At 64.6% G+C, this 18,116-nt stretch carries 17 protein-coding genes; 9 read left to right on the top strand and 8 right to left on the bottom strand.

What is annotated here, in order from left to right; translation table 11 throughout:
* The first annotated feature begins 210 nt into the window (after positions 1–210).
* From ARGLB_RS21265 to rhaS, 4 genes are read left to right on the top strand one after another with little or no spacing between them, the layout of a single operon-like run.
* Positions 211–1,776, top strand: coding sequence for a sugar ABC transporter ATP-binding protein (locus ARGLB_RS21265; protein ID WP_003806198.1), 1,566 nt, complete (start codon positions 211–213; stop codon positions 1,774–1,776).
* Complete coding sequence (locus ARGLB_RS21270) at positions 1,773–2,795, top strand: ABC transporter permease (RefSeq protein ID WP_003806200.1); 1,023 nt, start codon at positions 1,773–1,775, stop codon at positions 2,793–2,795. The genes ARGLB_RS21265 and ARGLB_RS21270 overlap by 4 nt, the downstream gene beginning before the upstream one ends.
* Complete coding sequence (locus ARGLB_RS21275; RefSeq protein ID WP_003806201.1) at positions 2,785–3,798, top strand: ABC transporter permease; 1,014 nt, start codon at positions 2,785–2,787, stop codon at positions 3,796–3,798. Before ARGLB_RS21270 ends, ARGLB_RS21275 begins: the two co-directional genes overlap by 11 nt.
* 49 nt (positions 3,799–3,847) lie before the next feature.
* Positions 3,848–4,945, top strand: coding sequence for a rhamnose ABC transporter substrate-binding protein (gene rhaS / locus ARGLB_RS21280; protein WP_003806202.1), 1,098 nt, complete (start codon positions 3,848–3,850; stop codon positions 4,943–4,945).
* A 465-nt stretch (positions 4,946–5,410) separates the two neighbouring features.
* Here rhaS and ARGLB_RS21285 read toward each other — a convergent pair whose 3' ends face one another.
* Together ARGLB_RS21285 and ARGLB_RS21290 are read right to left on the bottom strand one after the other, a co-directional pair.
* Positions 5,411–5,677 carry a DUF1876 domain-containing protein gene (locus ARGLB_RS21285; protein WP_003806204.1) on the bottom strand — a complete coding sequence of 89 codons (267 nt, stop codon included), beginning with the start codon at positions 5,675–5,677 and terminating at the stop codon, positions 5,411–5,413.
* A 153-nt stretch (positions 5,678–5,830) separates the two neighbouring features.
* The gene (locus ARGLB_RS21290) at positions 5,831–6,463 is read right to left on the bottom strand and encodes a dihydrofolate reductase family protein (RefSeq protein WP_003806205.1); all 633 of its coding nucleotides are present in this window, start codon (positions 6,461–6,463) and stop codon (positions 5,831–5,833) included.
* A gap of 195 nt (positions 6,464–6,658) precedes the next feature.
* Between ARGLB_RS21290 and ARGLB_RS21295 the strand changes: the two genes are divergently transcribed.
* On the top strand, positions 6,659–8,023 hold the full coding sequence (locus ARGLB_RS21295; RefSeq protein WP_083839722.1) for an aspartate aminotransferase family protein: 1,365 nt from the start codon (positions 6,659–6,661) through the stop codon (positions 8,021–8,023).
* A 65-nt stretch (positions 8,024–8,088) separates the two neighbouring features.
* On the opposite strand, the gene ARGLB_RS21300 is transcribed toward ARGLB_RS21295, so the two are convergent.
* The gene (locus tag ARGLB_RS21300; RefSeq protein WP_003806208.1) at positions 8,089–8,709 is read right to left on the bottom strand and encodes a dihydrofolate reductase family protein; all 621 of its coding nucleotides are present in this window, start codon (positions 8,707–8,709) and stop codon (positions 8,089–8,091) included.
* A gap of 231 nt (positions 8,710–8,940) precedes the next feature.
* Here ARGLB_RS21300 and ARGLB_RS21305 point away from each other — a divergent pair, with 231 nt between their 5' ends.
* Both ARGLB_RS21305 and ftsW read left to right on the top strand, forming a co-directional pair.
* Positions 8,941–9,399 carry a CHAD domain-containing protein gene (locus tag ARGLB_RS21305; RefSeq protein ID WP_003806209.1) on the top strand — a complete coding sequence of 153 codons (459 nt, stop codon included), beginning with the start codon at positions 8,941–8,943 and terminating at the stop codon, positions 9,397–9,399.
* 124 nt (positions 9,400–9,523) lie between these two features.
* The gene (ftsW, locus tag ARGLB_RS21310) at positions 9,524–10,747 is read left to right on the top strand and encodes a putative lipid II flippase FtsW (RefSeq protein WP_003806211.1); all 1,224 of its coding nucleotides are present in this window, start codon (positions 9,524–9,526) and stop codon (positions 10,745–10,747) included.
* An 8-nt stretch (positions 10,748–10,755) separates the two neighbouring features.
* Here ftsW and ARGLB_RS21315 read toward each other — a convergent pair whose 3' ends face one another.
* The gene (locus tag ARGLB_RS21315; RefSeq protein ID WP_003806212.1) at positions 10,756–12,216 is read right to left on the bottom strand and encodes an MFS transporter; all 1,461 of its coding nucleotides are present in this window, start codon (positions 12,214–12,216) and stop codon (positions 10,756–10,758) included.
* Positions 12,217–12,495: 279 nt separating this feature from the next.
* Here ARGLB_RS21315 and ARGLB_RS21320 point away from each other — a divergent pair, with 279 nt between their 5' ends.
* Positions 12,496–12,720, top strand: coding sequence for a hypothetical protein (locus ARGLB_RS21320; RefSeq protein ID WP_003806213.1), 225 nt, complete (start codon positions 12,496–12,498; stop codon positions 12,718–12,720).
* Between the two features lie 89 nt (positions 12,721–12,809).
* Here ARGLB_RS21320 and ARGLB_RS21325 read toward each other — a convergent pair whose 3' ends face one another.
* Positions 12,810–13,172 carry a cupin domain-containing protein gene (locus ARGLB_RS21325; protein ID WP_003806214.1) on the bottom strand — a complete coding sequence of 121 codons (363 nt, stop codon included), beginning with the start codon at positions 13,170–13,172 and terminating at the stop codon, positions 12,810–12,812.
* Between the two features lie 276 nt (positions 13,173–13,448).
* Positions 13,449–15,269 (bottom strand): glycoside hydrolase family 15 protein, encoded by a 1,821-nt coding sequence (locus ARGLB_RS21330; protein WP_003806215.1) that lies wholly within the window; start codon positions 15,267–15,269, stop codon positions 13,449–13,451.
* A 140-nt stretch (positions 15,270–15,409) separates the two neighbouring features.
* On the opposite strand from ARGLB_RS21330, the gene arfB reads away from it, so the two are divergent.
* The gene (arfB, locus tag ARGLB_RS21335) at positions 15,410–15,832 is read left to right on the top strand and encodes an alternative ribosome rescue aminoacyl-tRNA hydrolase ArfB (protein WP_003806216.1); all 423 of its coding nucleotides are present in this window, start codon (positions 15,410–15,412) and stop codon (positions 15,830–15,832) included.
* A 504-nt stretch (positions 15,833–16,336) separates the two neighbouring features.
* On the opposite strand, the gene ARGLB_RS21340 is transcribed toward arfB, so the two are convergent.
* A complete protein-coding gene (locus ARGLB_RS21340; RefSeq protein WP_245531588.1) occupies positions 16,337–17,083 on the bottom strand; it encodes a hypothetical protein in 747 nt (248 codons plus the stop codon).
* A gap of 28 nt (positions 17,084–17,111) precedes the next feature.
* The coding region (locus tag ARGLB_RS23770; protein ID WP_003806218.1) for an RHS repeat-associated core domain-containing protein at positions 17,112–18,116 on the bottom strand (1,005 nt) is incomplete at its 5' end.

Below are 18,116 nucleotides of genomic sequence, written 5' to 3' on the forward strand. Positions count from 1 at the left end.
GGTGACGGCCTTGCGCTGGCTCATCGTCAGTCCCATCCCTCAAGGATGTCCGCGCCTCGCCTCTTCCCGGACCTTTTCCAATGAGGCAACGTATCCCGCTACGCGGACCTTTCCCATGAGTCAACGCGGACTATTGACAGCCGCCGGAGAGGTGCCCTAGCGTGTGAGGAGATTCACAGATGAATCGATTCATAAGAAGGAGTAGCGGCCATGGACGACAGCTACGACGTCGATCTCCGAAGCAGCCCTAACACCGCAGCCACAGCCGCCCCGGTCCTGGAACTGCGCGATATCCACAAGTCATTTGGCGCAGTCAAAGCGCTGCGCGGTGCAAATCTGAGCCTCCACAAGGGACAGGTCACGGCGCTGGTCGGCGAGAACGGCGCCGGGAAATCCACCATGGTCAAGACTCTCGCAGGGCTGCACCAGCAGGACCGCGGACAGGTCTTCCTGGACGGTGAAGAGGTGTCCTTCCGCGACCCACTTCATGCCCGCGAAGCCGGGATTGCGGTGATCTACCAGGAACCGACCATGTTCCCCGATCTGACAGTCGCAGAAAACATCTTCATGGGCCGCCAGCCGGTCCGATCCCTCCGGCGCATCGACCGGAAAGCCATGCGCCAGCAGGCCCTGGAGCTCTTCCACCAGCTCGGCGTCAAAATCGATCCCGACCGCGCCGCGCAGGGCCTGTCCATTGCCGACCAGCAGGTCGTGGAAATCGCCAAGGCCATCAGCCTCAGCGCCCGGGTCCTCATCATGGATGAGCCGACTGCGGCGCTCAGCGGAGTGGAGGTCGACCGGCTCTTCGCCGTGACCCGCACCCTGCAGGAACGCGGCGCCGCCGTTCTGTTCATCTCCCACCGTTTCGAGGAAGTCTTCGCCCTGGCGGACTGGATCACCGTGATGCGCGACGGCGCGCACGTGGCAACCTCGCCGGCCGCTGGCCTCGCCGTCGACGAAGTGATCCGGCAAATGGTCGGCCGTGACGTGGCGTCGCTCTTTCCCAAACAGGACACGGTCATCGGTGACGTCGCCCTTGAGGTCAGGGGCCTCAGCCGGAAGGGTGTTTTTTCCGACATCTCCTTCAACGTCAAGGCCGGCGAGATCGTGGGGCTCAGCGGCCTCGTCGGAGCCGGACGCTCCGAAGTTGCCCGGGCCATCTTTGGCATCGACAAGTACGATTCAGGCGCAATCCAGGTCCGCGGCAAGGCACTGAAACCGCTCTCCCCGCGGGACTCCATGGCGGCCGGCCTCGGCTTCGTCCCCGAAGACCGGCGCAAACAGGGCCTGGTCATGGAACTGAACGTCAGCCGCAACTTGACACTGACGCTGCGGAAGAAACTCAGCCGCTTCGGGCTCCTGACGAACCAGGCGGAGGCCCAGTCCACCAGGGAATGGGCCAGGAAACTGCAGATCAAAGCAGGAGCACCGACTTCCCCGATCTCCACCCTGTCCGGCGGCAACCAGCAAAAGGTCGTCCTCGGCAAATGGCTCGCCACTGGCCCCGAGGTCCTGATCATCGACGAACCCACACGCGGCATCGATGTCGGCACGAAATCGGAGGTGCACCGCCTTATCTCCGAACTCGCCGGAACGGGCCTCGCCGTCCTCATGATCTCTTCCGAACTGCCGGAAATCCTGGGCATGTCCGACCGTGTGCTGGTCATGCACGAAGGCAGGATCACGGCGGAGCTCAGCCGCAGCGAGGCAACAGAGGAAACCGTGATGACTGCAGCCACCGGAGCTGATCCTTCCACCAGGGAGACCCCAGCGTGACAACATTAGCCCTCAACCGCCAGCCGTCCGCGGCGTGGCTTGGAACGCTGACCCGCTCACGCGAGTTCAGCGTCTTCCTGGCGCTGGCAATTCTTGTCACGGCCACAGTGGCAGCCAATCCCCGGTTCCTCAGTGCACAAAGCACCAAGGACCTCCTGCTGAATTCCTCGATCCTGGTAATCCTCGCGGTCGGCCAGGCCATCGTCATCGTCACCAAGAACGTCGATCTGTCCGTGGGGTCCGTCCTGGGCCTGACCGCCTTCGCCACCGGCAAGATCTTCATCGCTCTGCCCGACCTGCCGGTCATCGCGATGCTGGCCATTGGCATCGGCCTCGGAGCCCTCCTTGGGGCCGTCAACGGTGCGCTGATCGCCGTGGCCAAGGTGCCTTCGCTCGTTGTCACTCTCGGAACCCTGTACATCTTCCGCGGCGTCGACTTTGCCTGGGCTCAGGGTCAGCAAATCAACCCCTCCAATCTGCCGGAGTCCTTCCTGGCGCTCGGGAGCGGAGCCGTGCTCGGCCTCCCGTACCTGGCTCTCATCGCACTGGCAGTCGTCATCGCCTTCGGCCTCTACCTGCGGAACTACCGCTCAGGACGCGAGTTCTACGCCATCGGCTCGGACGTTCTGGCGGCACGGCTGTACGGAATCGGCGTGGGCCGGAAGGTCTTCACAGCATTCGCCATCTCCGGAGCCCTCGCCGGACTGGCCGGGGTCATCTACGCAGCCAAGTACGGCAACCTCGACGCGACGGCCGGCCAGGGCCTGGAACTCAACGTCGTGGCAGCGGCCGTCGTCGGAGGCGTGGCTATCGCCGGCGGCGTGGGCACCGTCTACGGGGCAGCCATCGGTGCCGTCCTCCTGACAACCATCACCTCGGCACTGCCCGTCCTGGGGGTTTCACCGTTCTGGCAGCGGGCCATGATCGGGGCCCTCATCCTCGCATCCATCGCCCTCGACCGTTACCTTGCCCTGCGCACCGAGCGCCGCCTGAGAGGACACGACAAACATGCTGGCTGAAACAACGCGGCCCGCGGCCGTCCGTGACACAGCCCCGCGCCTTGGCTTCCTCCGCAGCTGGGACACGGCCATCATCATCGCCGTTCTCCTCAGCATTGCGGTCGCCTCGGCAACGGTGACGGGGTTCGCTTCGCCCCGCAACACCGGGTTCCTCCTCATCGACCTGATTCCCATCCTCCTGCTCGCTCTTCCCATGACCCTGATCATCCTCACCGGGGAGATCGACCTGTCCGTGGCCAGCGTCGCGGGATTCGTCAGCTGTGTGTTCGGATCCCTGTGGGGCGCCGGCCTGTCGCTGGAGCTGATCATCCCCCTGTGCATTGTGCTGGGCGCAGTCTCGGGTGCGGTCAACGGCGTCCTCGTCTCCGTGCTGGGGCTGCCTTCCCTCGCTGTCACCATCGGCACCCTGGCGCTCTACCGCGGCCTGGCATTTGTGGTGCTCGGCGACCAGGCAGTCACCAGCTTCCCGCGGGCCATTACCAGCGGCCTGCAGGCCAAGATCGGCGCCTCAGGCATCCCGGTGTGGATTATCCCCGTGGTCATCCTCGCCATCATCTTCGGCGTCGTTCTTCACTTCACCGGGTTCGGCCGGTCACTTTCCGCCATCGGCTACAGCGAAGAGGCCGCCCGCTTTGCCGGCATCCGTGTTGCGCAAACGAAGTTCTGGCTCTTCATCATCTCCGGTGCCGTGGCCGCGCTCGTCGGCATCTGGTGGACCCTGCGCTACGGCAGCGCCCGCGGCGACAACGCCACAGGCCTCGAACTGTCCGTCATCGCGGCCGTCCTGCTCGGCGGCGTGTCGATCTTCGGCGGCAAAGGAAACCTGCCCGGCGTCATCGCGGGTGTGGTCCTCCTCGGCATACTGCGCAACGCACTCCAGCTGGCCCGCGTCCCCGAGGACACGCTGTCCATGCTCACCGGCGGCCTGCTGATCCTCGCGGTGGTGGCCCCGAATGCCATTGCGTGGAGCCGCACCCTCTCCCGCAGGTCCAGCACCCCCTAGCCCGCGGTCCCATACCAACAACAACGATGTTCAGTTGAAAGGCAAAACAATGAAACTCAGCTCCAAGCCAGGGGCCCGCCGGGCCACGCCGATCGTCGTCGCCCTCGTTACGGGACTGTCCCTGGCGCTCACGGCCTGCGGCGGCACGACGGTCAATTCAGGATCAAGCGGCGGTGCGGGCGGAAGCACCGCCACCGCTTCCGCGAATCCGGACGCACCCCTGAAGGAGGGCCTGAAGATCGCGTTCCTGCCGAAGCAGCTGAACAACTCCTACTTCACGGTCACGGACCGCGGCGGGAAGACAGCTGTCGGCGAGTTCAAGGGCGTCTTTTCCGAAGTGGGGCCGTCCGAGGCCAGCGCCTCCAGCCAGGTCAGCTACATCAACACCCTCACGCAGCAGGGAACGGACGTCATCGCGACGTCGGCCAACGATCCCAAGGCGATCTGCTCGGCCCTGGACGAGGCACGCAGCGGCGGCGCCAAGGTGGTGACCTTCGACTCCGACACCGATCCGGAATGCCGTGACATCTACATCAACCAGGCAACGGCAGAAGGCATCGCCGCCACCCAGGTGAAGCTGATCTCCGAAGCCATCGGAGCCGACGGCGGGGACATCGGCATCCTGTCGGCCACGGCCAACGCGACCAACCAGAACGCCTGGATCGCGCTGATGAAGAAGGAACTGGAAAAGCCCGAGTACTCCAAGCTGAAGCTCGTGGCCACGGTTTATGGCGATGACAACGCCCAAAAGTCGCAGCAGGAAGTCCAGGCGCTGCTGCAGCAGCACCCGACGCTCAAGGGCATCATCTCCCCCACCACTGTTGGCGTTGCTGCCGCGGCGCAGTACCTGTCCGGATCCGAGTACAAGGGCAAGGTCCAGCTCACCGGCCTTGGCTTCCCCAGCCAGCTCAAGGAATTCGTCAAGAACGGCACCATGAAGTCCTTCGCTCTGTGGGACGTCGAGAAACTCGGTTACCTCACCGCGTACGCCGGCGCTGCCCTCGCTTCCGGCCAGATCACCGGCGCCGAAGGCGAAAAGTTCAAGGCCGGCGACATGGGCGAATTCGAAGTCGGGGCCAACGGCGTTGTCCTGCTCGGGGACCCCACGGTCTTCACCGCCGACAACGTGGATAAGTTCAACTTCTAGCAGACAGCCGGGCCGGGCGGGGAAGGCAGCACCCACCCGGCCGGCAACGCTGATTCACACGCCGCGGGTTTGCTCCGCCTCAGGCTCCCTCTGGGGAACAGGCGGGACCCGCAGGCTGCCGTACCGTTCCATGCGCTGCCAGCGGAGATGCACACCCGACAGAGCCGTGACAACGGACGACGTCAACGACAGGCGCGAACAGCGGAAGAAGGACCTGGAGCACCAGAAGGTAGCCGAGGCCCCGGCGCCCGAGCTTCCCGGCCTGTCCGCCCTGCACGACCGCCCCGCGGTGCTTCCACATGGCCTGAAGGGTTCCGTAGCACCCCGCCCAGTACCGGCTGCGGAAGATACGGTGCCACGATGTTGGGTCCGCCGAAAAAGGCGAGCAGGAAAAGACGTTGCACAGGCCGTCCTCCAGGCGCGTGCGGGCCTGCACCCACCCTCGTCCAAGCATTCTTTGCCGGGCTAAGCGCGCAGATGCGCCGGGGCTTTGGTGACCTTCTCTATGTCGGCCGCGGTGACCTCAATCAGCTGATGCGCCAGGTCCGCCAGAGCGCGGGCCGTCGCCAGTTCATCCCCGATATCGGGGTAATCGGAGTCTGCCGGGTTCAGCCTGGCCATCCCGACACCTTCCAGTTCAGGCCTGTTCCCGGCCCGCAACCGCGCCGTGGCCCTCGTCTGGCCTTCGTGTTCGTCGATTGCGATGTTCACCGACCAGCTCTTCTCTTGCATGGTGGTCGCCTCCTCCATCCAAATTCCACCATGCCAAGCCCAGGGCAAGCCGTCAAGGGTCGGAAAACTCCCTGCGGCCCATGGCACAAAAGGCCGTGAACGGGCCTCGTGACGAGGCCTGTTCGGGGGAATGGTGGCTTGAAACGTATTGACTCAGATCTGACTGCCTGGCGGCCCGTTGAGCACGGTAGGGACGTACTCAAGCAGCTGGAGCCTGCCGTCGAAGGTCCTGCTGTCAACCATCTCGAGGGCGACGTCCGGGTAGCCGTCGTAGATCCGTTCCCTGCCCGTGCGGCCCGTGATCACCGGGAAGACGACCAACCGGAAGCGGTCCACCAGGCCAGCGACCAGCAGCGACCGGCAGAGGCTGAGGCTGCCAAGCGTGCTCAAGGGCCTGGTCCCGGTCCGTTTCAGCTCCCTCACGGCCTCGACGGCGTCGCCAGTGACCAGCTCCGAGTTGGGCCACGTCAGGGGTGCCTGCAGGGTGGAGGAGAAGACCACCTTGGGCACGGCCTCGAGGCCGGTCAGGGCGGCCCCCTCATCCTTGGAGAATCCCGAGCCTTCGGCCGCGGCCTCCCCGGACATGCTGGACATCACGCGATACGTGTTTGCCCCCAGGAGGAACGTGTAGCCCTTCTCCCCCTCCTGCTCGAGCCAGCCCAGGTATTCCGGACCTTCCAAACCCCACCAGCCCGGCCACCCCTCGGCCGAGGCGTACCCGTCCAGGGAAATGATGAGGTCCACCATCAGGTCCGCTGATGACGTCTCTGCCGTTGCCTCGCCCATGTCCGTCTCCTCGATCTGATCGACGTTGGCTGGCGGGACGCTGTGCCGTCGACGCCCGTGCCGGCAATGCTAGCCATGGAGCGACCGGCCGTTCAAGGGGCCGCGCATTCCCCTTCCCGGCGTGCTGGAGCGCAGGGCCGTGCACCGCATCTGCCGGAGGGATAAGTGCTCTGGAAACTGCCGCACGAAGGTGCCATGGTGAAGACGTGGAGTGATCCGCCCGGCACTCAAGCAACGGAGCATGTCATGAATCTCGACGATCTGGTCTTCCACCCTTGGACCGTGCAGGGGCCGCGCGAGGTGCCGACGCTGATCGGCGGGTCAGGGAGCCACGTCTTCGACGCCGATGGACGGCGCTACCTGGACTTCAGCTCGCAGCTGGTGTTCACCAACCTCGGCCACCAGCATCCCCGCATCGTCGCTGCGATCAAGGAGCAAGCTGACCGCTTGTGCACCCTCGCACCCGGCCTCGCATCCGATGTCCGGGGTGAGGCAGCGCGCCTGATAGTGGAGGTCGCGCCGGAGCACCTCGGCCACGTGCTGTTCACCACCGGCGGGACAGAGGCCATCGAGCATGCGGTGCGGATGGCGCGCCTTTACACGGGACGGCCCAAGGTGCTCGCCGCCTACCGCTCGTACCATGGCTCGACCAGCACATCGATCCACCTCACCGGCGACCCGCGCCGCTGGGCCTCGGACACGGGCGCGGCGGGCGCTGTCCACTTCTTTGGCCCTTTCCTGTACCGGTCGGCCTTCGGATCCCGCACCCCGGAGGAGGAATGCGAGCGGGCGCTGGCCCATCTCGGGCAGGTGATCCTCTTGGAAGGCCCGTCGACGATCGCCGGCCTGGTCCTGGAATCGGTCATCGGCAGTTCGGGGGTCATCGTGCCGCCACCCGGCTACCTGCGGGGGGTTCGCGAGTTGTGCGACCGCCACGGCATCGTCTATATCGCCGACGAGGTGATGGTTGGCTTCTGCCGCACGGGAGCCTGGTTCGGGGTGGACCACGATGGTGTGGCACCCGACCTGCTGGCGTTCGCGAAGGGTGTTAACTCCGGGTACGTTCCGCTGGGCGGCGTGTTGGTCAGTGACGCGATCTATGACATGTTCACCAAGCGCCCTTACCCGGCGGGCATGACGTACAGCGGCCACCCTCTGGCCTGCGCAGCAGCCGTCGGCGCCATCACCGCCATGCACGAGGAAGACACCGCGGCCGCAGCCGCCCGCCTCGGCGCCGACGTCCTTGGACCAGCACTCAGGAAGCTTGCCGAGAATCACGAGTCCGTCGGGGATGTACGGGGCATCGGAGGCCTCTGGAGCCTGGAGCTGGTCCGCGACCGGCAGACGAAAGAGCCGCTCGTGCCCGCAGGAGCCTCACCTGCTGACAACGCGCCGATGGTCGCCGTCGCCAAGGCGTGCCTGAAGAGGGGGCTTTTGCCGCTGGTCCAGGGCAACCGTGTCAATGTCGCACCACCCCTCAATGTGACCGACACTGATGCCGCCGCGGGCCTGGCTATCCTGGACGAGGCACTGTCTGTGGCCGACGCTTACCTGAGCTAAACCTGCACGCGCCGGTTCGCCGCTGCCACCGGTTCATCGCTGCCACCGGTTCATCGCTGACCAGGTCAGGTCAGCACACGGTAGGTCACGTGCGTGACCAGTGTCGCTGCGCGCGAATGCACCTGCTCGAGCTTCAGCGGCGGGACGCCCTCGAACAGCCGGGTGCCGGCGCCGAACGTGAGCGGTGCAATGTGCAGGCGCAGCTCGTCGATCAGGCCGGCAGCGAGGTACTGGTTGACCGTGGTCGCGCCGCCCCCGATCGCCACATCGCCGTCGCCGGCCACCGCGCGCGCCTGGGCCAGCGCCGACTCAATGCCGTCTGTAACGAAGTGGTACGTGGTGCCGCCGTCCATCGGTTGCGGTTCGCGCGCGTGGTGCGTGAGCACGAATACCGGGGCATGGAAGGGCGGATCGTCGCCCCACCAGCCGTTCCACTGCCGGTCCCACTCACCCCGCACCGGGCCGAACATGTTGCGGCCCATGATGAATGCCTTGGCGGCAATGATCTGGTCGATCTCCGCCCGATTTTCGTCGGGAGTCTTGAACATCCAGCCGTGCAGTCCGTCACCGGAACCGTCGCCGCCGTCGTCGCCGAACGGGCGCTGTTCAGTCTGGTTGAGCCCGGCCGAATATCCGTCGGCCGTGACGGTGATGTCGCAGACCACCCTGCCCATACCTTCAGTCATTGCCCTACCCTCCTCATGGCGATATCCATCGCCTCACGGTGAGCTTGCTTGCAAGCATCAGCATAGACAGCCGCGGCACCGTGTCCAGCTTTAAGTTGGAGCGCGTGTGAGAAGACCCTCACAGGCTTCTCATGCGCGTCTCAGATGCGCGGGTCACCATGGAGAGAGCCTAAGGCGAGAAGTCATCCGGGCCATACTCCGGCCCGGGCATCGGGACAGTCGGGACAGAAAATGCTGAAAGTTCTGGAGAAAACCCATCACCAAGCCGAGCCGGGCGCGTCATCCTTCCTTGTCGATCAGGTTGCCGCGCTGCTCTGCTATGACCCCAGCGTGCGGTCCGGAGCACAGGACGCCTCATATGCCATGAGTGCCGCGGCGGGCCGGGTGTGGTCCGCGCTCGGGGACCGCAGGCTGTTCAACAGGGCTGCGGTGGATGGGCTCCGGGCAGAGCTGGCATGGCTCACCGAGTCCCTGGCTCCCCTCAGCCGCTCCGCACCGGCGCACGATCGGACCGTGCCCAACCTCCAGCACCCGCACACCACCCAGGGAACCGCGTATGAAGCGGCTTACGACGCAGCACTCGCGGCCCTGGAATCCGACCGGTACTTCCGGCTGGTGGCCGACCTCCAGCAGTTCTGTTCCGCTCCCCCGGTCAGGCAGCCACGGCGCAGGCACCTGTACGGGGGATGACCCCAAGTCCGGCAAAGCACCGGATCCCGCCGACCAGGACGTATGATTTCTCCCCGGTGGGTTTCTTCTTCCCGGAACGGCCCGGAGCAGGGCCGACCCGAGGGAAGGAAAAAGTGATGGCTACATGACCGCCAAGCATCCATCGATCAGTGTGACGGGTCGCGGCGATATTCTGCTCCGCATCGGACGGCTGCTCGGTGATGAGTCCGGGGACCGCACGCGGCCTGTCATCCTGGCGGTTGTGCTGGTACTGGCTGCTCTCGGCCTCATCGAGGTGGCCTCCGCGTCGTCGGTGGAGTCCGTGGCGGCCGGCCGGGACCCCTACGACCTTCCGCTGAAGCAGGGCATGTGGACGGCAGCCGGCATAGCAATCATGTTCGGCCTGGCCCGTCTCCGGACCCGGCACGTCCGCTGGCTCGCCTGGCCGCTGCTGGGGGCTGCCGTCGTTGCCCTCGGCTTGGTGTTCACGCCGCTGGGCATGACCGTGAACGGCAACCGGAACTGGTTGGGGTTCGGCGGGTTCACGGTCCAGCCTTCCGAGTTCGCGAAGCTCGCACTCATCCTCTGGGCAGCGGCCGTTCTGTCCCGCAAGCAGGCCCTGCTGCATGAGTGGAAGCACGCCGTCGTCCCGCTGCTCCTGCCGGCCGGCGCCCTCATTATCGGGCTTGTCGCCCTGGGCCACGACCTGGGCACGGCCATGATCATCATGATGATCCTGGCCGCCACGATGTTTTACGGCGGCGTACGGATGAAGGTCTTCGGTGTAGCCGGAATTGTGTGTACTGTGGGCTCCCTTATCCTGGCCGCCACGAGCGGTAACCGCGTGTCCCGCATTTCGTCGTGGCTTGGTGCAGGTTCCGCTGACGATTCCCAGGGGGTCGGCTACCAGGCGCTGCACGGCCAGTACGCCCTGGCCTCCGGCGGCTGGCTGGGAGTGGGACTGGGTCAGAGCCGGCAAAAATGGAATTGGATCCCCGAAGCCCATAACGACTTCATCTTCACCATACTTGGCGAAGAATTAGGCCTGGCTGGAACTCTCTTGGTGCTCGTGCTGTTTACCGTCCTCGGCATCGCTGTTTTCAAGGTCATAGCCCGGACCCAGGACACGTTCGCCCGCATTGTCTCCTCCAGCGTGATCACCTGGATCATCGGTCAGGCCGTCGTAAACATCGCTATGGTCACCGGCCTGCTCCCGGTTATTGGCGTGCCCCTGCCGTTTATCTCCTACGGCGGCTCCGCCATGGTCTCCTCGATGGCCGGGGTCGGCATGATCCTGGCCGTCACCCGCCCACAGCCTGTTCGAACTGTCCGCGCGAAGAGGCAGCGGGCGGCGGTGCACAGCGGCTGAGCGTAGCCCTAGTCCTGTGCGGATGCCGCATTGGCCTTGGCGGCCGCCTCCGGGGCGGTGCTCTTGCTGTCCGCGGCAGGCATCGCGATAACGGCGGCAACGGTTAGGACTGCACAGACCAGGACGGCCAGGAATACGGCGGTCGACGCCGACACGATTGTCTGCGGATCGGAAACGCCGCCGGGGGCACCGGCGTAGATCGCGTTGGCCACGGCCCCGAAAACGGCGACGCCGATGGAACTGCCGATCGAACGCGCAAAAAGGTTGGTTCCGGTGACTACACCGCGCTCATTCCATTCGACGCTTGATTGGGCGGCAATGAGGCTCGGTGTCGCCACCAGCCCCAGTCCAAGTCCGACGACGAAGCAACCTGCCGCTGCCACCAATATGTTGGGTGCGGAGGCAGTGAGGGCCAGAACGGCTGTCCCGGTTACCGTGACGGTGACGCCGATCAGGGCGGTCCTCCGGAACCCGATCCGAAGGTAGAACCGGCCCGCCTGGGACGCACTGATCGGCCAGCCGACGGTCAGTGCCGCCAGGGCGAGACCGGCGAAAATCGGGGAGGTCCGGAGGGCTCCTTCGAGGAACGTCGGAACGTAGGAGGTGAGGCCTAGCATGACCGCGCCGACGCCGAACGAGATCATCGCCGTCGTCGCCAGCAGCCGGCGGGACACGACCCACGGCGGCAGGACCGGCTCCGCTGCCCGCCTCTCGACGAGCAAGAATACGGCGAACAGGAGAGCTCCGCCGGCAAAGACGGCGATGCTGATGGAGGAGTTCCAGGCCCACGCCTGGCCGCCCTCGAGGGCGCCAAGGACGAGCAGGCTCAGGGAAAATGTCAGCAGTGCCGCCCCCAGATAGTCGACCCGGTGCTTCGCGCGCTCCACATTCTCGTGGAACGTCCGGATCAGCATCCACCCGGCGAGCAGGCAAAGCGGGATGTTCACCAGGAAGATGCCACGCCAGATGCCCAGCGAGGAGAACACGCCCCCAAGCGTCGGTCCAACGACGGACGAGACCGCCCACACGCTGGCAAGGTAGCCCTGCACCTTTGCCCGCTCGGTCAGCGTGTAGATATCGCCGGCGATGGTGATCGCCACCGGCTGGACTGCTCCGGCGCCCAGGCCCTGGAGCACGCGGAACGCAATAAGGGCCGGCATGCTCCAGGCCACTCCGCAGAGAATCGAACCGAACAGGAAAAGGCCGATGCCGCTGAGGATGATCGGTTTACGGCCGACGACGTCCGAGAGCTTCGCATAGACCGGCACCGAGACAGCCTGCGCCAGCAGATAGGCCGAAAAGAGCCACGGAAAGGAAGTGAATCCGCCAACGTCATCCACGATCGAAGGCACCGCCGTCGCAACGATCGTCGAATCGATCGCCACCAAACCTGTCGAGAGCATCAGGGCAATAAGGATGGGTCCCCGCCGGGAACGGAAGCCGACTCCTTCGGCAGTCGTCGTCGTCATTAATCTCATTCCCGTGGTCAGCGAAGCGGGGTGCGTGCGCGCAGCCCTGTTGGGTCCCAAGGGCATAACTGCGTCAACGGCCGAATTAGTCCCACAACCAAGGGAGATTGGATCCAGTTCCAGCCCCGCCAGGACGTCGTCCTCCACCGAGCGGGGTCTTTAGGGAAACTTGGCCAAAACCTGTTCAAATCTGGTTCATTGCCTGCCCGATTCTTGAGCCCGGCCCGGCAAAGTCGCTTATGGCAAAGCCAATGCACAAGGCGAAGGAAGGGCAGTGCAATGAACAGCAGGACGGTACTCACCAGTCAGCACACCGACAGCCACTGGACCGCCGATGACGTCAGGGAAAAACTTGGTCAGGAGCTGGAAACCGACCCGGGCCTGGCCGAATTCCTCGCCGCAGCCCCCAACATGGCACGCGCCCTCAAGGCTGTCCTGAACCTGGACCTTGGCGAACTGGCCGAACGGCTGGTCCGCGCGGAGATCAGCGCCATCTTGCACTAGCCGGAGGACCGGGATGCGAGTCCGCACCCCGGCTCCTCACGACCGGCATACCGAAGCCGTGTCCTTTGCTGGCGCCGAACCTGCGCCGGTTAGGCGTTGAAGATCACGAAGAACTTCCGGATGCGTTCCTGGATTTCCCAGGTTCCTTTCCACCCAATGGGGAAGAAGCCTGCGGTTCCCGCCTCCAGGGTGACCGGTTCGCCGCCATCCTCGGTGGCCACCATGCGCCCTTCGAGGACGTGAATGACCTCGCCGCGCTCCAAGAACTCCCACCGCGAAAGGCCCGGTTCGGCTTCCCAGACCCCGGAGAGGATGCGGGAGTCGTCGCTGGTGAAGGGGACGCCAATCCTCGTTGGAATCTCGTCGCCTATCACCTCGGCCAAGGGAGGGCCGAGCGGAGCTTCGTCTAGTTTCCCCTTGAAGAGTTCAGTGGGCTGGAAGGTTTTGCTCATTGGATCTGCCTTTCTGCTGTGCTCGCCGGTGAAGCCTCTGCCGAGCGGGTGACGATGCCCGCGGCCCCAGTCGGGCAGCGGTTGAATCTTCAGCCCGTCACGGGAGGGGTCAGCAAATGGCGGTCAAATGCACTCCCTCCCAAGGGTGGGCCTGAGATCCATCTTTCAGCCGTTTGCAGGCAGATAAAACACCTATTCGGGATGGTTTAAACTACCCTTTTGGGTTGGCCCTTCGTGGACAGCCGTGGCTGGCGTCCCGCCGGCACTGTCAAAGTGTCAGGCTTTGGCTTCAGTAGCCAAGCTCAGCAGATCCACACCGTGCATGGCATCAGCTGCCCGAACGAGGGCCAGGTGCGAGAAGGCCTGCGGGAAGTTGCCGGCCATCCGACCCTCCTTCGTGGCGTACTCCTCGCTCAACAGGCCGAGTTCATTGGAGAAGCCCACGAGTTTGTCCATAAGGTTCCTCGCCTCGAACCTGCGGCCCGTGCGCGCGTACTGCTCAACCAGCCAAAAGGAACACGCCAGGAAGGGATGTTCCCCCGGGTCCAGCCCGTCGACGCCGGTCTCGGTGCGGTACCGCAACAACAGGCCGTCGTCGGTGAGGAGTTCCTCCTCCAGCCGCGCAACGGTGCCCAGCATGCGGTCGTCATCGTAGGGCAGAAACCCAACCTGGGGCATGACGAGCAGGGCTGCATCGGTCTGCCCTCCGCCGTACGTCTGCGTGAAGGAGTTGAGGTCCGCGTCGAATCCTTCGCGCAGTATTTCCGTCCGAAGCTGCCCGCGCAGGCGTTCCCAGTGGTCAGCTGGTCCGTCCAGGCCGTGGTTCCGGACTGCACGTATGCCGCAGTCGAAGGCGGCCCACATCATGACCCGTGAGTGCGTAAAGAATTGCGGTTCTCCCCGCATTTCCCAAAGACCAAAGTCTTTGTCCTCGATGTGTTTTTCAACGAAGCCGAGCAGGATTTGCTGCAGCGCCCAGGAGAAGTGGTCTTCCTTGCCGCCAGCCAAGCGGAGCCTTTCAAGCGCCACCATCACCTCCCCCACGACGTCGGCCTGGAACTGGGCGACTGCAGCATTTCCAATGCGCACCGGCCGTGAGTCCTGATAACCGGGCAGATGGTCCAGGACGCTCTCCGGCAGGTCCCGTTCTCCGCCGATGCCATACATGATCTGCAGGTCTTCGGGCTCGCCGGCGAGGGCCCGGAGCAACCAGTTGCGCCACTGGAGGGCCTCAGTTTCATAGCCGTGGGTAAGCATGGACTCCAGCGTTAAGGCAGCGTCACGCAGCCAGCAGAACCGGTAGTCCCAGTTCCGCGGCCCGCCGAACTCCTCCGGCAGGGAGGTTGTCGGCGCGGCAACAATGCCACCTGTCTCATAATTTGTCAGCGCCCGGAGCACCAATAGGGACCGCTTCACCGCGCCCCCGTATGGACCGTCCGAACGGCAGTGGCTGCCCCATCGCGTCCAGTAATCGATGGACTGTTCGAGTGCTGCGTCGACGTCGACCGCAGGAGGGACAGGCCGGTGTGAAGGAAACCACGTCAGTTCAAAGTCGACAATCTCTCCTGCCGCTACCCGGAAATCACCCGAGTGGCCATGTGCGTGGGCCTCAGGCAAGTGCGGTCCCCGCAGCGCGACGGCGTCCGGGCCTGCCATGGCCAAAAGCACCATTCCACCGGGAGCCGCGCCATCCTGGATTCGCCTGGACCAGGGCACCACCGTGCCGTAGCGGGGACGGATGATGAGTTCCTGGCACATCTCGACCCGCCCCTCCAGCCCGGTGACCCGGCGCAGAATTGACGAACCCGTATGCCCCACCGGCATGAAATCCGTGACACGGGCCAGTCCCGTGGAGCTCTTCCACACTGTTTCCAGCACAAATGTCGAATCGACATACTGCCGCTTCACCACTGCTGCTTCGGACTGGCGAGGAGCCAGGAGCCAGCGGCCATGACTCTCGACTCCGACCAGGGAACTAAACAACGACGGGGAGTCGAACCGCGGGAAGCAGAGCCAGTCGATGCTCCCGTTCCGGGAGATCAGAGGCCCGGTTTGGAGATCCGACAGCAGCGCGTAGTCCTCAATGGGAGCAGCCATGGCTTTACTAAAGCACAACTGACTTGTCCACGTTAGGCCACAAGCCGAAAAGTGCCCTGGCGAGGATTGGACGCCCAGGATCATACCGCGCGAGGGGTCGAAAGGTTCGATCTCGCCCATATTGTGCAAAGCTGGTCTGCATGGATCTGGAGGTGTCGGCCGCGCTCACGGTTCCCTCGTCGGAGCTCGCCTGGCGGTTCTCGCGTTCATCCGGGCCAGGCGGGCAACACGTCAACACCTCGGACAGCCGCGTTGAGCTCTCCTGGAACGTTCAAGAGTCCACCGCCCTTAACGACGGCCAGCGGCTGATGCTGCTCACGCGTCTCGGCCGACGAATCACCGCCGGGGTGATCACCGTGACCGCCTCCGAGCGGCGCTCCCAACTGCGCAACCGCGAGATTGCACTCGCCAAGCTCGCAGACCTCCTGGCAGAAGGTCTTACGCCGGAAGCTGCCCGCCGCCGAGCAACCAAACCTACCCGCGGCTCCAACCGCCGGCGCCTCGCCGCCAAGGAACAACGGGCGGCCACGAAACGGCAACGACAACGACCGTCCGCCGAGTAGCACCGTCCGCTCGACCCCGCGGATCGTACCCGGCGATGGTCACCCGCCCGAGCGAGTCATTGCCAAGGTTGCGGGTCCGCCTCGCACGGAAATCTTCGGTCAGACAACAAAGAACGACCAAGGCGGCACGCTGCGCCTTTCAAATCGTCGAACAGCCCGATTGGTTTTCAAGATATGCGTCACGAAGGCAAGCGTCCCGCACAGAACGGCCACGCCAAAGACAAAGTAGCTCATCCCCGACTCGCGCTTTGAGGACCGCCTATTTTTCGCGTTCGTTGTTCCTGATCGCACCTCGGCCTGCCATACGGATAGTCCATCCATTCGCCCGGAACGACATCACCGGCCAAAGCCTGCGTTCCGCGCCTGACCGAATGACAACCAGCCGGGAAACGGGAGCCGTTCAGGACTGTACGGCGTCAGCCGGCTCAACTGGGTTACCGGCACTGCGGCAAGAAAGACCGGCAAGACAGCAAGCTCTCCAAGCAGGTAACCACAGCGCATTTGCTAAGAGGCCGTTAAGCGCGTTGCCTCAGCCTCAGGACCAGTCATCCATTCCGGCCCGTACGAGGAGGAGCGCGGACTTTCAAAGAAATCAGCCAAGGCCGCCTCAACGGGGGCTGGGTCGTGAACCAACCGCAAAGGCATAAGACCCTTTGTTTTCCCCATTTGAATCTCTACAGACTCGTCGGAGACCTGGCCCGGCCGCACCATTACCGCCCATGACCCTTCATCGGCAGCATTGGCGCTCCGATGACACACAAGCCCCAGCCCAACACCACCGGCAACTTCAAAACGTGCGGCGCCATGCGCGACGAACAGACGCCCCCGTTTCTTCCCGTCCAAAGCATGCAACGCCTCACCGGCCGCGCGCCGGGCTTCCGCCATTGTGCCGAATCCCTGCTCATCCACTGTCCAGGGCGCCGCCGGCTTTACGGTGCGGTTTTTAGAAGCACGCCCCCAAGCGACTCCCACATACGTTCCCGCGAGGAAGCCGCCAAACCACGCATACCCAGCCGCGCCCAAGGCGAACCAGACAACCACGAACAATATGAGAACGATGGAGCCCATCCATGGCCGGGGCACACCGAACCGCAAAAACAAGGTACCCACGGCCAGTCCCGCCAGTAAGACGCTGATCTCCAGCGCCAGCTGCTCATTTGGCACAAAGACCATCACCGAGATCGTGGCCAGCAATACCACCCCGCTGAAGATCAGCGAGCCTTTCCAAGGACGCCGACGACTTTCTGCCACAATTACCAACTTTCTTGAGCCTCCTTCGTTACCAGCCGAGACGGCCTTGAAAGAGGTCCCCACCAAATCCGACGGCGGCACCCGCGGTGCCACCATTCCACAATCCTGCAGTATTCGTCTGCTGCGGGTTGAACATGCCGCTCATAGTTCGTGGAGCAAAGTACGGCATCTGCTTCAGCGTGTCCACACCGTGCTGGCTGAGGACGGGAATCCGCCCCGGGGGCAGAGCGGAAGCGCCCGCAGCAATCCCGCTCGATATACCGGAGGCACCGGCGCCAAACAGCCCCGTTATACCAGCCTTCGCGGGATCAACCGGGTCCCCTGAAACCATGTTTTCCAGCATGGAACCCACCCCTGCACCGACGCCGCTGATGGCGGCAGTTCCGACCTTGGCACCCAGCCCGCTCGCCGAAAACGACATACCCCTCGCGAGCGTTCCACCGGCTGGCCCGGCCAAGCCGCCGACGGCCCCGGCAAAGCCACCACCGGCAACCTTGCCAGCGAAGTCCCAACCGTTATTGATTTGCCCGCCATTCTGAACCATGTAGCTCGCCCCACTTGCACCGGCTCCGAGGACACCGTTGGCACCTCCGCTTACACCCAACGCGGCAGCGGCCTGGCCTGCCGGGGCGCCGGCAAGGATGGTCCTGGTCCACATGGCTGCGCCGCCACCCGCCGCACCAGTGGCCGCACCTACTGCCGTGTTACCGAGGACTGACCACCAGTCGACAGAACCGTTCTGCGCTTTTTGGGAGTAGGCCGTGAGGCCACCCGAAGTCAAAGCCCCGGCGATAGCTCCTGCCGCAATAAGGTTGAGCCCGGGGACGAACAGCGCCGCAACGCCGCCCGCCACGGCAAGTCCCGCGACAACATATTCCCAGTGGCTCCCGGCGGACTGGTCGTAGGCCTTGAGTTCGTCGTCGGTGAGTGGGCGTAGGCCGGTGGGGTCCGTGGTGTTCAGCGGGTTGTTGCCGGCGTAGGCGTAGGGGTTGCCGTCCCAGCCCGCGCCGAGGACGGGGGCGAGGGGGTCGGT

This window comes from Arthrobacter globiformis NBRC 12137, assembly GCF_000238915.1.
Lineage (GTDB): Bacteria > Actinomycetota > Actinomycetes > Actinomycetales > Micrococcaceae > Arthrobacter > Arthrobacter globiformis.

Coding starts and splice junctions, on each gene's coding strand:
- ARGLB_RS21265 (WP_003806198.1), top strand. CDS start 211: ATGGACGACAGCTACGACGTCGATCTCCGAAGCAGCCCTAACACCGCA.
- ARGLB_RS21275 (WP_003806201.1), top strand. CDS start 2,785: ATGCTGGCTGAAACAACGCGGCCCGCGGCCGTCCGTGACACAGCCCCG.
- rhaS (WP_003806202.1), top strand. CDS start 3,848: ATGAAACTCAGCTCCAAGCCAGGGGCCCGCCGGGCCACGCCGATCGTC.
- ARGLB_RS21285 (WP_003806204.1), bottom strand. CDS start 5,677: ATGCAAGAGAAGAGCTGGTCGGTGAACATCGCAATCGACGAACACGAA.
- ARGLB_RS21290 (WP_003806205.1), bottom strand. CDS start 6,463: ATGGGCGAGGCAACGGCAGAGACGTCATCAGCGGACCTGATGGTGGAC.
- ARGLB_RS21295 (WP_083839722.1), top strand. CDS start 6,659: ATGGTGAAGACGTGGAGTGATCCGCCCGGCACTCAAGCAACGGAGCAT.
- ARGLB_RS21300 (WP_003806208.1), bottom strand. CDS start 8,709: ATGACTGAAGGTATGGGCAGGGTGGTCTGCGACATCACCGTCACGGCC.
- ARGLB_RS21305 (WP_003806209.1), top strand. CDS start 8,941: ATGCTGAAAGTTCTGGAGAAAACCCATCACCAAGCCGAGCCGGGCGCG.
- ftsW (WP_003806211.1), top strand. CDS start 9,524: ATGACCGCCAAGCATCCATCGATCAGTGTGACGGGTCGCGGCGATATT.
- ARGLB_RS21315 (WP_003806212.1), bottom strand. CDS start 12,216: ATGACGACGACGACTGCCGAAGGAGTCGGCTTCCGTTCCCGGCGGGGA.
- ARGLB_RS21320 (WP_003806213.1), top strand. CDS start 12,496: ATGAACAGCAGGACGGTACTCACCAGTCAGCACACCGACAGCCACTGG.
- ARGLB_RS21325 (WP_003806214.1), bottom strand. CDS start 13,172: ATGAGCAAAACCTTCCAGCCCACTGAACTCTTCAAGGGGAAACTAGAC.
- ARGLB_RS21330 (WP_003806215.1), bottom strand. CDS start 15,269: ATGGCTGCTCCCATTGAGGACTACGCGCTGCTGTCGGATCTCCAAACC.
- arfB (WP_003806216.1), top strand. CDS start 15,410: ATGGATCTGGAGGTGTCGGCCGCGCTCACGGTTCCCTCGTCGGAGCTC.